This window comes from Ensifer sp. LC384, assembly GCF_001695865.1.
Taxonomy (GTDB): Bacteria; Pseudomonadota; Alphaproteobacteria; order Rhizobiales; family Rhizobiaceae; genus Ensifer.
Genome location: NZ_MBST01000003.1, coordinates 167,880 through 182,030 on the forward strand (window position 1 = coordinate 167,880; position 14,151 = coordinate 182,030).

Consider the following 14,151-nt stretch of genomic DNA (forward strand, 5'->3'; position numbering starts at 1 on the left):
GCTCAAAGTCTCCGGCCGTCTTCGGCAAAGACGAGGGCCGCCTTGCTGTCGAGGCTCCAGCGAACTGCATCGCCGACTGCCACGTCGTTGCGCACCGACTGGATGGAGCGCAGCACCGAACCGTCCGGCAAAATGACATCATAGAGGTTCTCGCGGCCCTGCGTCTCCGCGAAGGCAATCTTGCCCTCCACCGCAATATCTCCTGATGTCCCGAAGTGCTCCGGCCGCACGCCGAGTGTAAGCACGGTGCCGTCCGGAATTCCGCCGAGGATGGCAAGCGACAACCGGATGCCGTTTGCGAATACGAAGGCGCCCTGTTCCGCCCTGCCTTTCAGGAAGGAGATCGGCGGATTGCCCAGGAAGCCGGCGACGAAGGCCGAGCGAGGATCGTTGTACATCCCGGACGGCGTGGCGATCTGTACGATCTCACCGGCCTTCATGATTGCGATACGGTCGCACATGGACATCGCCTCGACCTGGTCGTGCGTGACAAGAATCGCGGTGATGCCGGTCTCCTTCTGCAGGCGTCGGATCTCCGAGCGCATTTCGAGCCTGAGCTTGGCGTCGAGGTTGGCGAGCGGTTCATCGAGTAAGAGGACGTCCGGGCGGCGGATGAGCGCGCGGGCAAGGGCGACGCGCTGCTGCTGGCCGCCAGAAAGCTGCGATGGGCGCCGGTCGAGCAGATTGTCGATATGAACAAGCGCTGCGATCTCCGCCACCTCTTTCCTGATGTCGGCGGCAGCCAGGCGCCGGACCGTGAGCGGGAAGCCGATATTCTCCGCCACCGTCATATGCGGATAGAGCGCATAGGATTGAAAGACGACGCCGACATTGCGCTCCTGGCTCGGCAGGCCGGTGACGTCCTTGTCGCCGAACAGGATGCGGCCCGATGTCGGCCGGTGGATGCCACAAATGGCAAAAAGCGTCGTGGATTTACCGCAGCCGGAGGGGCCGAGCAGCGCCAGCATTTCGCCGGAACCCACTTCGAGGTCCATGCCCTCGATGACCTTGGTGGTGCCGAAGCTCTTCGAAAACTTGTCGAGCAGGATACGCATCAGCCTTTCGTGCCTCCGCCGTAGATGTTCATGAGATGCTTCTGGAAGAAGACGTAGAGGATCAGGACCGGAATGACGTAGAAGACGCCTACGGCCTTGAAGGTGGCGAAATCGAAATTGTTGTCGTCGGCGATCAGGCTCGCCAGATAGACGGAGAGCACCTGGACCTGAGCGCGGGGCGCCAGCACCTGCGGTAGGATGAATTCGCTCCAGCCGGAGAGGAAGGAAAAGAGGCCGAGCGCCATAACGGCCGGCCGGATCTGCGGCAGGACGAGCCGGCGCCAGACGGTGAAGCGGGAGGCGCCATCGACGATGCCGGCCATCTCGATCTCCCACGGCACTGTGTCGTAGAAGCCCTTCATCAGCCAGATGCCGAGCGGCAGGTCGATTGCCGCCTTCACCAGGATGACCCCGAGCAGCGAATTGTAGAGGCCGAGATACTGGAGCACGATGAAGATCGCGATGATCAGCGTCACGGACGGAAAGGCGTGCAACACCATGACGCCGGCGAGAAAGAAGCCGCGCGCGGGGACATTGAGGCGCGAAAGCACATAGCCGGCCATCGAGGAGACGAGAAGGATCACCGCGGTGATAACGGAAGTGAAGACGAAGGTGTTGAGCGTCACCAGCCAGATGTTCGGCTTGCCGGGTTTCGTCTCCCAGAGGAAGCTCCAATGCTGGAGCGTGAACTCGCTTGGAATCAACGAGCCGGCGTCGGAATTGCTGATCGTGTCGATGAAGAGATAGGCATACATCAGCACCAGCGGCAGGCTCAGGAGCCCGAGCAGCAGCACGACCGGGACGCTCGAGAAATTCGCGGAAACTCTCGTCTTCCCGATCATGGTCAGTCCTCGATCAACGGCTTGGAGATCAGCGTGTCGTAGCGGAAGACGCGCAGATAGATCAGCGACAGGATCACCCCGATCACCACCAGCACCAGTGCCATGGCGGCGCCGAGCCCGTATTCGAGGTTGCCGGTATAGTTCTGTAGGGCGGTGTGATAGGCGGCGAGCGACCACACTTCTGTCGCCCGCCCCGGCCCGCCGCGGGTCGAAAGCAGGATCTCGTTGAAGGAGGCGAGCAGCGAGAGCGTCTGGTAGCAGGTGACGAACAGGATCGGCCATCTAAGCTGCGGCAGGATGATGTAGCGGATCTGCTGCCAGCGGCTGGCGCCATCCATCTCGCTCGCGTGGAACTGCGTCTCAGGGATCGCCTTGATCGCCGAGGAGAAGACCAGCATGCCCATGGACGCGCCGATGAAGCCGTTGAGTAGGATCACGAAGAACCAGGCGTCTCGGGCATTGTCCAGGAGATAGTTCTTCGCGGGATAGCCGAACTGGCCCATGAACAGGGAAAGGAAACCATTGTCCCAGGTGAGCCACTTCCACATCAGGACGTAGATGACGACCGGCGTGATGCGCGGCAGCAGCCAGACAGCGCGGAAGATCGAGGCGGTCGAGGCCGTCATGTAGTGGGTGGTGACGGCAAGGAACAGCGCGTAACCGACATTGAAGAGGAGCAGCGTCACCGCGACATAGAAGGCAGTGTTGAGAAAGACCTGCGCCATATCCGGCGAATTGCCGATGATCCGGAAATTGTCGGCAGTCCACACCCAGCCGGTATAGGTCGCCGTGGCGACCGCGTCCTGCTCCTCGGACGTAAGGTCGAAACCGAGCTTGCGGAGGCTTTCCAGGAGCGCCTCGCGCGTCTCGAAGCGGGTGTTGAGAACCGAACGGTTGAAGAGGTCGGAGATCCGCTTGACCTCGCGGGTGGAGGGCCGCTCCTTGAGCGCCTTGATGACCCGCTCCGCCTCGCGCCGCGAGGCAAAGACCTCACCCAGATGCTCTGAGCGCAGTTCGGCGGCGGAGTGGGGTTTCAACTGGAGCGCCTCGAGCGCCGCTACCCCTTCCCCATCGATCACGAAGCGCGGTTCGGAAATCGCCGCGGCCAGCTCGGGCATATCGGTCGTCAGCCGGTTCACGGCAGCCTGCGTCACCTGGTAGGCGCCACCGGAAATGCCGGTCGCCGTGCTCATATTGGTCAACGAGAAGACGGCGGTCAGGACGACCGGCATCAGGAAGAACAGGAGGATCATGATCGCCGCCGGTGCGATCATGATCAGTCCCAGCGTTCGTGACGTTCTCATGGCGGGGCCTCGAAGGTAAGGCAAGCGGCGGAGCCAGCGCCGCTCGCCGGAGAGCGATGTTCGCCTGGGATCAGCGGATGACGATCGCGTCGCCGAGCGTCGCCTTCAGCTCGGTCTCCGCGTCGCTGACCGCCGCGTCGACCGTCTTCGCGCCTGTCCAGGACGCTTCGAGGTTCTTCCACATGATCGTCCAATACTTACCGAACTCGGCATTGTTGGGCATGGCGTTCGCGTGCGGCAGAAGACGCTCCGTCGCTTCGCTCGCCCAGCGGTCGGAAGCGTAGAGGTCGACCTTGGTTTCGGCCTGCGAGATACCGAGATGCGCGGACTTGATTGCATGCAGCGCGTTGATGCGCGGCTCGGAGGCGATCTTGACGAGATCGGCGGCGATTTGCGTCGTCGCCTCATCGTGGCCGGCCATCAGCAGATAAGTCAGCGGATGAGTGAGCGTGTTGGCCTTGCCGCCCTCGCCGGCCGGGATCAAGGTGAACTGAACGTTGTCGAAGAAGTCCTTGAGGCCTTCCTGGTTGACAAGGCGCGCATAGTGCCAGGTGCCGCCGTGCCAGATGCCCGCCTTGCCGGTCGCGACTTCCTTCCACCACTGGTCGCCCGGCGTGCCGATGTGGTTCTTCTTGGTGACGCCGGCTGCGACGAGATCGGCAAAATACTGGTAGGCACGCTTCATGGCCGCCTTGTCGAAGACGAGCTCGCCATCGTCCTCCATGAGACCGCCGAAGCTGGTGTAGAATTGCCAGTAATCCGGACCGTTGTTCGTGCGTGGATAAAAGCCGTAGCCGGGCTGGACGAGACCCTTGTCCTGCATCTTCTTGGCGTCTTCGAGCACGTTCTTCAGCGTGTATTCGCCCTTTTCGACCTTCGCCGGCAACGCATCGAGGTCGGCATCGGTGTAACCGATCGCCTTCATATGCGGCCTCCAGAAGAAGAACGGGCGGGATTCGGCGTCCTGTGGGATGCCGTAGACCGTACCGTTGAAGGAGGCGACGCTCATAAGGTTCGGATAGATGTCGCTGATCGGCCAGCCGTCGAGGTCGATATAGTTTTCGACGGGTACGATGAGGCCAGCCTGGGCCCAGGGGCCAATGTCCTCATGACCGGTGGCAACGATGTTCGGCGCCTTCTTCGCTTCGGCCGCAAGCGTCAACGCCTGCTTGAACTCTTCCCATCCCGAATAGGGCGTCTTCTGGACGGTGATGTTGAGTTCCTCGCCTCGGATCGCCGCTTCGCGTTCAAGCAGATCGGCGGCGATCTCGATTGCATCGACGCGGTAGTTGTCGTTCGGGCCGGAACCGCCCGACCAGACCGAAATGGTGACGTCCTTTGCGGATGCGATAACTGCCGTCGAGGCAAGCAGGGCGGCTGCGAGCGTCGCGGATCTCAATATCGAAACAATGGTCATGGCTAACCCCGGAGATTGGAACTGGCTTCCCGCATCCTGCGATCCGCCGTGCGCGACCGCGGAAGCGTTGAGCAGGTGCTCAACGTGGGTCGGTGTAGAGGCGCCCGATAACAGGCAGATGACAAAATGTACGCGTGTACAAAATTTAAAAGCGGCCCCTGAGGGTGTGAGACCATGCTGTTCGTCCCGACAAGGCTCGCCCTCCAGGCTTCCGGTGGCAGCGCGAAAAGTTCGGCCTCGGGACGGGCCGCCACCCGCAGGGCAGTAAATGCAACCACGGCCAACGCGACCGTCACCACGAACTTGAACGGGAAGCGGATCGTCTCCGCCGACGCGATCACGAAAGCGTGTATGCCGCGTCATGTAACGCACCCTCCCTCCGTTGCGAATAACCCTTCGTGCGCTTGAGAAAAACGCACGGGACAATCCAGAACGGAGAAACACCATGTCTACGAAATCCAAGATCAGCGCGGCCATGCTTGCCGGTGCGGTAGCGACCGCCTTGTCGTCGCTGGCACTCGCCGCACCCCTGACCGAAGCGCAAGTCAAGGCGGCCATGGATGCCGGCAAGGAGAAGTGCTTCGGCGTGGCACTCAAGGGCCAGAACGATTGCAAGGCGGGCCCGGGCACGACCTGCCAGGCAACCTCCACGGTCGACTATCAGGGCAATGCCTGGAAATTCGTCGATGGCGGCACCTGCGCGACGATGGAGCTGCCGGGCGACCGCAAGGGTTCGCCGGAAGAGTTGACGCGCGACCTGCCGTCCTAAGCATCTTGAGCGGGGGCGGGAGCGACGGCCTCGTCACTCTCGTCCCGCCTGAAGGCTCAACGGCCGGCAGCGCCACGCCTTCAGGCGCACCTTCGTCGGCTACTGTGATCGGACGACATCTGCATGAAGGGGAGACAATGATGACCATCTCGACAAGGGCGGCGCCTGAGCTTGCTCCCGCGACCGCCCATTTTCCCGCCTATGATATCGGCGGATTGGCGGGCACCAGCTTCAAGCCCCAGCACCTGCTCGCGATCCTCGAGGACGGGGAGCCGCGCGGCTTTTTCGAGGTTCACGCGGAAAACTACATGGGCGCCGGCGGCCCTCCGCATGCAGCGCTTACCCGCCTGCGCCAGGACTACCCGGTCTCGCTCCACGGCGTGTGCATGTCGATCGGCGGGCCTGAGCGCTTGGACAAGGCCCACCTTGAGCGGTTTCGCGGTCTCGTGGAACGCTACGAGCCGGCGCTCGTTTCAGAGCATCTCGCCTGGTCCACGCATCGGACCACCTACTACAACGACCTCCTGCCGCTCCCCTATACCGCGGCGACCCTGGCGCGCGTCAGCGACCACATCGACGAGGTGCAGGAAACGATCGGCCGGCCATTGCTCCTTGAAAATCCGTCGACCTACGTCGTGTTCACGGAATCTACGATGAGCGAGACGAGCTTCATCCGGACGCTGGCGAAACGCACCGGTTGCGGGCTGCTGCTCGACGTCAACAACGTCTTCGTCTCGGCGATCAACCACGGCTATTCCGCCCTTGAGTATCTGGCCGACTTCCCGCTCGAGCATGTTGGCGAGATCCATCTCGCCGGGCACAAGGAACAGGAGGACGACGAGGGCGAGCGGCTGCTGATCGACAGCCATGACGGCCCGGTGGCCGATGCGGTCTGGACGCTCTATCAGCGCGTCATTCGCCGAGCCGGACCGATCCCGACCTTGATCGAATGGGACAGCGCGATACCCGACTGGCCGATCCTGAAGGCCGAGGCTGAAGCCGCCCAGGCCATTCTCGACCGCGAGGCGGCCGCAACCCTCGACGAGAGAGTGATAACTCATGGCTGACACTCCTTCCCGTGCTCCCCCGGAAGCTGGCGACTATGCCGCCCGCTTCGCGGCGCCGCTCCTCGATCCCGCGTGCGCGACGCCCGCGTTTGTCGCTGGACCGAACAACAAGCGGGCGGATAAACGCTTCAACGTCTACCGCAACAACGTGACGGTCAGCCTGATCGAGGCGCTGGCGGCGACGTTTCCGGCGGTTCAACGGGTCACCGGAGAAGTGTTCTTCCGCGCCATGGCCCGCTTCCATGTGCGCGAGAGCCCGCCGACCTCGCCGCTTCTCTTCGAATATGGCCGCGACTTCCCCGATTTCATCGCGCGCTACGAATATGCTCGGTCGATGCCCTGGTTGGCAGATGTCGCCCGGATCGAGCGGGCGTGGCTCGATGCCTACCACGCCGCCGACGCGAAGGTGCTCGCCGCCGACGCGATCGCCGCCATTCCTGCGGAGCGGCTGGGAGGGATCGTCTTCAAGCCGCATCCGGCGACCCGCCTCGTCCGCTCCGTATACCCCGCAGTGACGATCTTTGCCGCGAACCGGGCCGAGGGGCCGGTCGGCCGCGTCGATAACGCGGCGCCGGAAAGCGCACTTGTCACCCGCCCGGAACTGGACGTCATCGTCCGCAGGTTGTCGACCGGTACAGACATCCTGCTCGACGCACTTCTCCGCGGCAGACCACTCGCGGAAGCAGCGGAGAGCGCGGCCACGCAGTGCCCAACATTCGACCTAGCGGCTGGCATCGCCGTCATGCTCGAGGCCGGGGCGTTTACGGCCATTCATCAAGGAGGATAGGACTTTGGCTTCGGCACGAAAATTTCTCATCGAACACTGGCAGTCCGGCCTCTTCCTCTGGACCGGCCGCGCCAGCCGGGCAATCAAGACGGTCGCGCCCCTCTGGCTCGCGCAACTCGTCCTGCGCTTCGGCCTTGCCACACCGTTCTATCGCTCCGGCATGAGCAAGTGGGACGGCTTCCTGCAGTTGAACGACGTCGCCGTCCTGCTCTTCAGCTCCGAGTTTCAGCTACACCTGCCGGGCGGTCCCTACGCCTACCCCGCACCGGCCCTGGTGGCGTTTGCGGCCGCGTCGGCTGAGACGATGCTTCCCGTTCTGCTCGTCCTTGGGCTCACCACGCGCTTTGCCGCGCTCGGCCTCCTCGCCATGACGCTGGTCATCCAGCTAACGGTCCCCGACGGCTGGCCCATTCACATCACCTGGGCGGCGATGGCGCTCGCGATCATGGCCTCGGGGCCAGGCACGCTTTCGCTCGACCACTGGCTGTGCGCAAGAGCCCGCCTTGCGGGCATGAATTGAGCGCGATCGGTTCCGCGTCAATCTCACCAAGGCATCAGGGCTTTGAGAATGCCCCTGCCCTGCCCGGGGTGAAACGGTAACGTCAAAATCACGCTGTCAGTCTTCAGCTTACGGCATCAATCGAAATCGGGAAGTAAAAGCCACAAACGTGCCGTCGAAAACCTGCTCGCCCAGCATCATCAAGTTCGCGCGCTGGATCAGCTTCAGGAACGGCGGCGCCAGAGCCGCGCCGCCGTCATCATAGCGATCACGGGCCGAAAACGCCGCTGACACCGGTCTGTACTCATCCGGCGCAGCAAGAAAGCTTCGCCACATCCTTGTCGAAAGCGAGCGCGGCAAGCTTGAGGCCTTCCACGGTGGTGAGATACGGAAAGATCGTATTGGCGAGGTCGTCGACGCTGAGGCCTTGGCGGATGGCAAGCGCCGCCGTCTGGATGCTGTCGGCACCTTCCGGCGCCAGGATGTGCGCCCCGAGCAACCGGCCAGTGCCAGCATCGGCGACAAGCTTGATGAGCCCACGCGTGTCGCGGGCGGCGAGCGCGCGCGGCACCTGGTCGAGGCCGATCGTTGAAACGCGGACGGCGTGCCCGGCCGCACGTGCGGCGGCCTCGGTCAGGCCGACGCTCGCCACCTGCGGGTCGGTGAACACGATGGCCGGCATGGCGCTGTTGTCGTAGTGCAGGCTGTCGCCGTTGAGGGCGTTCTTTGCCGCAAGCCTGGCGCCGTAGGCGGCCATGTAGACGAATTGGTCGCGACCGGTGACGTCGCCGGCGGCATAGACGCCGGATCTTGTCGTGCGCATGCGGTCATCGACGACAACGGCACCCGACGGCGAGATAGCGACCCCGTGTTCGGAGAGACCGAGACCGTCGATGTTGGGGGTACGCCCAGTGGTCAGCAGCACCTCGCCCGCATCGATCGCCATCTCCTCGCCGTCGCGCTCAACGGTGAGCGAAACACCGCCTTCGGTCCTTCGGATCGAACGATAGGCGATACCGGACACCACGGTAGTGCCCTCGTCCTTAAAATACCCCGTCAGCGCCGCGCCGATCTCGGGCTCGGCTTCGGGCAGGAGACGCGAGCGGCAGACGAGCGTCACCTTGACGCCGGCGCGGGCGAACATCTGCGCAAGCTCCGCCCCGATGTAGCCGCCGCCGATCACAAGCAGCGATGTCGGAAGTTCCTGGAGGTCGAGTGCCGTCGTGCTGGTCAGGTAAGGGACGGTCTCGATGCCGGGAATTGCGGGCACCGCCGGCCGCGCGCCGGTCGCGATGATGATCTTGCCGGCGGGAAGCTGCGTGCCGTTGACCTCGACCCCGCCTTCGATGAGCCGCGCCGGCCCGTCGTGGTAAGCGACGCCGTTATAGGCCGGCAACAGGTCAATGTACTTGGCCTGGCGCAGTTCGGAAACGAGTGTGTCCTTCTGGCGAACCGTCGCTCGCCAATCTCTCACTTCGGCGTCCGCCGCGATACCGGCAAAACGCGCCGCGACCCGGGCATTGTGAAGCGTCTCGGCGGCGCGGATCAGGGTCTTCGACGGCACGCAGCCGATGTTGACGCAGGTGCCGCCGATGGTGCCGCTGCCAATGAGGGCCACTTGCGCACCCTGTTCGGCGGCCGTGATGGCGGCCGAAAAGCCAGCCGACCCGGCGCCGATCACCGCGAGATCATAGGAAACACCGTTCCGGCCATTGATGGCCGAGCGCCGAGCTACGACCGGCGTGTCCTTCGATACGGTCTGGATCGACAGCGGCGCCGCGCTGCGCGCCTCCTTCGTTCCGTCCCCCTCGCCGGAAGCGGCATCCAGACCGGCTAGGCTCGATCCGAAGATCGCCCGGCCGGCTTCGAGGGCTTCCTCGATCGACAGCCGAAACCCCGGCTCGTCGGCGCGACGCTCGCGGCGCCAAGCCGAGAGATGCTCATCCGAACAGAAGAAGGCCGTCGTCGCGCGGAGCGAGTTCGCGGCGCACCCGTCTTCGTAGCACACGCTGAGCCAGACAACAGCCGTGCGTGGCGCTATGTCTGCAAGGGCTCGGCCTTGCTCTCGTGTCATGATCCGGATGGGCGCAGCGCAGCGGCGGCAGCGGGAGGTTATCGCGGCGTCGCGATCCAGCATGGCGCCGATGCCGAGCGCATCGACGGCACACATGGCGTTGACGGTGCGAGCATTCAGTCTAACCTGATGGCCGGTGTCCCCGTCAGTGAACGGATAGGCGCCGATGATCCGCTCGCCGTCGAGGACCGCGAGGTCACGCCGCCGCAGATCGTTCAGGAGCGGCCGAACATCGGCTTCGGACAGCCCTGCTTGTCCTGCCAGGACGGCGAGCGTCGGGGCTCGGCCGTGTTCGCTATAGAGCCGCAGCAGTGCGGTGCGGACACGATCGGCAGACGGCGAATAGCCGCTCCAGCGATTGAGCACATGACCGGACCCGACCATTGCAAGAAGCCCGTCCTTCACCACAGGCGATGTGACCACCGACCAGTCCGGAAACGTCACGCCCGGGCGCACGGAAAAACTCGGTGGCGTCGGGGATGTGGAGGATGCACAGCAATCGTTCATGGCTTCTCGCCTTTCTTATGAATATCGGTCTCGCAGCAGGTGGCTTTGGCGCGGCGGCGAGAGAGACCTCACATTACGAGGCCGATACTGGCCGCCAGCAGTGAAGCCGCCATCAGGTCCGGACGGGCGAACCAAACGCCAAGGCTCGCCAGCGGGAGGAACACCACAAGCAGCGGCGTTGCGCAGCAGATCGCGAGGATGGCGCCGGCCGCTCCCGCGCGGATCAGGCCCATCTCAACTGCCTTGCCGTGTCGGATGCGCCGGATAGCCCGCATTCATGCTGGCGGCAGCGACAGCATCAGCGTTGGTCTTCGCATCGTCAAAGGTCACGGTCGCTGTCTTGGCTTCGAACGAGACGGCCACCTTCGAAACGCCCCGGACTGCCGCCATCGAGGTCTTCACGATGTAGGGGCACGCGGCGCAGGTCATGTTGTCGACAGCAAAGGTGACGGTCCGCTCGGCGGCGAACGCGGCGGATGCCGTCAGCATCGGGACGATCAGGGCGATGACGCTCAAGCTCTTCTTCATGGGTTGGATCTCCTCCTGGTCTCAGGCCGCGAGCAACAGCGGCGCGACGTAATCGAAGGCAAAGGCGGCCGCGACAAGCACCGTCGCGAGCCAGAGCCCGATCTGAACGACGCGGTTGGGGATTGGGCGGGCGCAGACAGCGCCGTCGACGCAGGCTCGCCGTGGCTTCCGGTAGACGAGGTAGAAGCCATACCCGAGGACGGCCGCCGTTCCGGTGACAAAGAGCGGCTTGTAAGGCGCCAGAGCCGTCAGGTTGCCGATCCAGGCGCCGCCGATGCCAAGGCTGAACAGGATGAGGGGAATGATGCAGCAGGAGGAAGCCGCGAGCGCGCCGAGAACGCCGCCGACAGCGACCAGTCGCTGCCGGCGGATCTCGCTCCGCCCGGCCACCGCGACCGGCACCGTCTCTGCCGTTGCTGATCGCCATGCAACCATATCCGCGCTCTCTTTCCTTGCCGAAATCCTCATTGCATCGTAGCATGCAGTCTGTAGTGACTACATGGTCAAGAGGTTTTTTGCGATGCGCGATCGCACCATGGTGAAGGGTCTGCAGCGGGCCGAGCTCGCTCAGCGGACGGGCTGCAATCTGGAGACAGTGCGTTATTATGAGAAGGTTGGTCTTCTGCCCGAACCACCGCGCACAATGGCGGGCTATCGCAGCTACGACACGACGCATGAGCGGCGGCTCCGCTTCGTCTTGCGGGCGCGCGAGCTTGGCTTCTCCCTTGATGAAATCCGCGAGCTCCTCCGTCTCGTTGACGAGCGTGACCGGCCGTGTGTCGAGGCACGAGACGTCGCCGCCGTCCACCTTGCCGACGTGCAGGCGAAGATCGCCGACCTCAGGCGCATGGAGCGGGTGCTCAAAGACGTCGTTGCCCAGTGCGGCGACGGCGCACTCCCGGAATGTCCGCTGATCGAGACGCTGTTCCGGGAGCGGCGGGCCAATTAACGCCGACAGGTTCTTCGCAAGACCTACAGGATCTGTGGCGTTTCTGATGGGGAGCGAGCTCGACGAGCACTCGGCCACCTTTAGTCGGGAAGCAAGTCGCTACGTCCGGGTTGCTGTTATCAGGCGGCAGTGCGTATGTTGATATCGCTCCTCTCGTCGGTCGTCGCCTGCCCAAGCTGGAAAACCGACAATAGTTGGCGAAGCCGTGCGGCTTCAGTTGCGAGAGCGGTGCTTGCGACGGTACTTTGCTCCACCATCGCCGTGTTCTGCTGTGTCGACTGGTCCATCTGATTGACCGCGGAATTGATCTGGGACAGGCCGGCTGACTGCTCGCTGGAGGAAAGGGCCACTGCCTCCACATGCCGACCGACGGCATTGACCTGCCTGCTGATATCGTTGAGCGCTTCGCCGGTTTTGCGCACCGTCGCCGTGCCTTTCTCGATCTCGCACGCGGAACTCAGGATGAGTTCCTTGATCTCTTTGGCGGCCCGTGCCGATCGCTGCGCGAGTTCCCGTACCTCGTGGGCGACAACGGCAAAGCCTTTGCCCGCGGAGCCGGCGCGGGCGGCCTCAACGCCCGCGTTCAGGGCAAGCAGATTGGTCTGGAATGCGATCTCGTCGATGACGCCGATGATGCTCGATATGCGAGCGGAGGACTCTTCGATGCGCTGCATCGCGTCGATGGCCTGGTCGACGAGGTCCGTGCTTTCGCAAGCGCGCTGGTTTGTTTGCTGTGAAGCCGCATGGGCTTCTTGAAGCCTTGTTGATGCGATGGCGGCATTGGCCGCGATCTGATCGAGCGCGGCTGCGGTTTCCTCGAGCGACGCGGCTTGGCCTTCGGTGCGGAGCGCGAGCTCGTTCGCGCTGCTGCTGATGTCGGAACTCCGCTTGTCGATCGATCGGCTTGCGTGTGCAATCCGCGCCATGACATCGCACAGTTGTGCAAGCGTCGCGTTCAGATCGTGGCGCAATGGCTCAAAATCGGGAGCGAACGGATTTGTGAGCTGGAACGAAAGATCGCCGGCGGCCAGCCGTCTGAGAGCGTCGGCCAGGTCGGCTGTTGCCTGTGCCAGCCGCTCCTGCGCGCGGGCATCCGCTTCTTCCTGCATCCGCACCCGTTCTGTTTCGGCTTGGGCACGCAGCCGCTCTGCCTCATGCTCGAGCTTGGTTCTTTCAATGGCCGACTGGCGGAAAACTTCCAATGCCATTGCCATCTCGCCCAATTCGTCTCGCCGCCCGAGACCTGGAACAGTCCGCATCGTATCGCCCTTGGCCAGATAGCGCATGGATGCGGCAAGGACCAATACGGGGCGGCTTATCGATCGGCCAATCAACCACACGCTCGACAGGATGATGACGAGTGCAAGGACGATGAGGCCGATTGCGAGCGTAATATTTCGCTCAGCGACGGCGGCATTCTCCGACAGAGTGGCGGCCTTTTCCTCCGAGTATCGATCCAGGATGCGCGTGACGATCGGCTCGACTTCGCCATAGGCCGACGTCACGGCCGCGCGCGCTGCCGCTTCCTCGAGCGTGCCGCTGGCATAGAGTCTGAACGCATCGGCGTAAACCTTGAGCGCCTCCGAAATGCGCATGCGCTGCGCACCCGGACGAAACGCCTTCTTGGTCAGCTTTGAGAAAGTCTCGATCTCGGCGGAGTGCGTTTCAATGTATTGAGACTGACGGCGAAGGATAAAGTCTTTCTCATGGCGGCGCAGCATCAGCATGCTGGCCCTCAGTTCCAAGTCGGCTGTCGCCTCCAACTGCTGCTCGATCGAATGGACGGCCTCACGCATGGCGCCCTCCAGTCCACTCGATGCGTCCAATCCGAGGTCCTTGTTCTTGGTGACCAGGTGTGAGAATGCCGTGGCGTACTTCCTCAGGCCGGACTGCAGCGCGTCCAGGTCGACGGCGTCCTGCGAAGGCGCCGTTGCCTTCAGCGCCTCGACAATGGTGGTCGCGTCGGAAAGCGCTCGGTCGAATTTTTCCACCGAGGTGGCTTGCCGGTGCAGCAGGAAGTCCTGCTCCCAAAGAAGCGTATCGCGGAAATGGCCCATCGTTCGGGCGATCTCGGTTTCGCGCTGCGACAGTCGCTCAGCCGTGGCGCGGTAGCCCGCCTCGATCGTTCGTTGGGCGAGGAGTATGCCCGAAATCGTCAGAAGCCCAGCGAGAGCCACGCATGCGAGCAGAAAAACACGGTGAGCGATCTTAGGTTTGGATACGAATGACACTGCCATACTCCGGCTTCACGTGATCCTTGCCGTTTAGCTACCCTGGGTTAATCAAAGTCCAATCGAAGATGAAGATTGCATGAAGGTTTTGTGACAGCGCGGTCCACGGCGGAACGACCGCC

15 protein-coding genes are annotated in these 14,151 nt (G+C 63.3%); 5 read left to right on the forward strand and 10 right to left on the reverse strand.

Annotated elements, in window-relative coordinates; translation table 11 throughout:
• Positions 1–2 precede the first annotated feature (2 nt).
• From BC363_RS04970 to BC363_RS04985, 4 genes are all read right to left on the reverse strand, one after another.
• On the reverse strand, positions 3–1,055 hold the full coding sequence (locus tag BC363_RS04970) for an ABC transporter ATP-binding protein (protein ID WP_065785801.1): 1,053 nt from the start codon (positions 1,053–1,055) through the stop codon (positions 3–5).
• Complete coding sequence (locus BC363_RS04975; protein WP_065785802.1) at positions 1,055–1,897, reverse strand: carbohydrate ABC transporter permease; 843 nt, start codon at positions 1,895–1,897, stop codon at positions 1,055–1,057. Before BC363_RS04975 ends, BC363_RS04970 begins: the two co-directional genes overlap by 1 nt.
• 2 nt (positions 1,898–1,899) lie before the next feature.
• Complete coding sequence (locus BC363_RS04980) at positions 1,900–3,201, reverse strand: sugar ABC transporter permease (RefSeq protein WP_065785803.1); 1,302 nt, start codon at positions 3,199–3,201, stop codon at positions 1,900–1,902.
• A gap of 70 nt (positions 3,202–3,271) precedes the next feature.
• Positions 3,272–4,618, reverse strand: coding sequence for an extracellular solute-binding protein (locus BC363_RS04985; protein ID WP_065785804.1), 1,347 nt, complete (start codon positions 4,616–4,618; stop codon positions 3,272–3,274).
• A 445-nt stretch (positions 4,619–5,063) separates the two neighbouring features.
• Between BC363_RS04985 and BC363_RS04990 the strand changes: the two genes are divergently transcribed.
• The 4 genes from BC363_RS04990 to BC363_RS05005 all read left to right on the forward strand — a co-directional run bounded on the left by BC363_RS04990 (position 5,064) and on the right by BC363_RS05005 (position 7,761).
• Positions 5,064–5,387 (forward strand): DUF2282 domain-containing protein, encoded by a 324-nt coding sequence (locus BC363_RS04990; protein ID WP_065785805.1) that lies wholly within the window; start codon positions 5,064–5,066, stop codon positions 5,385–5,387.
• A gap of 140 nt (positions 5,388–5,527) precedes the next feature.
• Complete coding sequence (locus BC363_RS04995; RefSeq protein WP_083223654.1) at positions 5,528–6,454, forward strand: DUF692 domain-containing protein; 927 nt, start codon at positions 5,528–5,530, stop codon at positions 6,452–6,454.
• Complete coding sequence (locus BC363_RS05000) at positions 6,447–7,241, forward strand: DNA-binding domain-containing protein (protein ID WP_065785806.1); 795 nt, start codon at positions 6,447–6,449, stop codon at positions 7,239–7,241. The genes BC363_RS04995 and BC363_RS05000 overlap by 8 nt, the downstream gene beginning before the upstream one ends.
• Before the next feature lie 82 nt (positions 7,242–7,323).
• A complete protein-coding gene (locus BC363_RS05005; protein WP_244519807.1) occupies positions 7,324–7,761 on the forward strand; it encodes a DoxX family protein in 438 nt (145 codons plus the stop codon).
• 108 nt (positions 7,762–7,869) lie between these two features.
• Here BC363_RS05005 and BC363_RS35040 read toward each other — a convergent pair whose 3' ends face one another.
• From BC363_RS35040 to BC363_RS05025, 5 genes are all read right to left on the reverse strand, one after another.
• Positions 7,870–8,034 (reverse strand): hypothetical protein, encoded by a 165-nt coding sequence (locus BC363_RS35040; protein WP_161952436.1) that lies wholly within the window; start codon positions 8,032–8,034, stop codon positions 7,870–7,872.
• A 10-nt stretch (positions 8,035–8,044) separates the two neighbouring features.
• On the reverse strand, positions 8,045–10,321 hold the full coding sequence (gene merBA, locus BC363_RS05010; protein WP_065785807.1) for a bifunctional organomercurial lyase/mercury(II) reductase MerBA: 2,277 nt from the start codon (positions 10,319–10,321) through the stop codon (positions 8,045–8,047).
• Positions 10,322–10,389: 68 nt separating this feature from the next.
• Positions 10,390–10,554 (reverse strand): hypothetical protein, encoded by a 165-nt coding sequence (locus BC363_RS05015; RefSeq protein WP_244512950.1) that lies wholly within the window; start codon positions 10,552–10,554, stop codon positions 10,390–10,392.
• 1 nt (position 10,555) lies between these two features.
• A complete protein-coding gene (gene merP, locus BC363_RS05020; RefSeq protein ID WP_065785808.1) occupies positions 10,556–10,849 on the reverse strand; it encodes a mercury resistance system periplasmic binding protein MerP in 294 nt (97 codons plus the stop codon).
• Between the two features lie 21 nt (positions 10,850–10,870).
• Positions 10,871–11,284 (reverse strand): mercuric transporter MerT family protein, encoded by a 414-nt coding sequence (locus tag BC363_RS05025; protein ID WP_065785809.1) that lies wholly within the window; start codon positions 11,282–11,284, stop codon positions 10,871–10,873.
• A gap of 85 nt (positions 11,285–11,369) precedes the next feature.
• Between BC363_RS05025 and BC363_RS05030 the strand changes: the two genes are divergently transcribed.
• Entirely contained in the window at positions 11,370–11,798 is a 429-nt protein-coding gene (locus tag BC363_RS05030) for a helix-turn-helix domain-containing protein (RefSeq protein WP_065785859.1), read from the forward strand.
• Positions 11,799–11,917: 119 nt separating this feature from the next.
• Here the strand turns inward: BC363_RS05030 and BC363_RS05035 are convergent, their stop codons facing one another.
• Positions 11,918–14,029 (reverse strand): methyl-accepting chemotaxis protein, encoded by a 2,112-nt coding sequence (locus BC363_RS05035; RefSeq protein ID WP_244519802.1) that lies wholly within the window; start codon positions 14,027–14,029, stop codon positions 11,918–11,920.
• Positions 14,030–14,151: the final 122 nt, after the last annotated feature.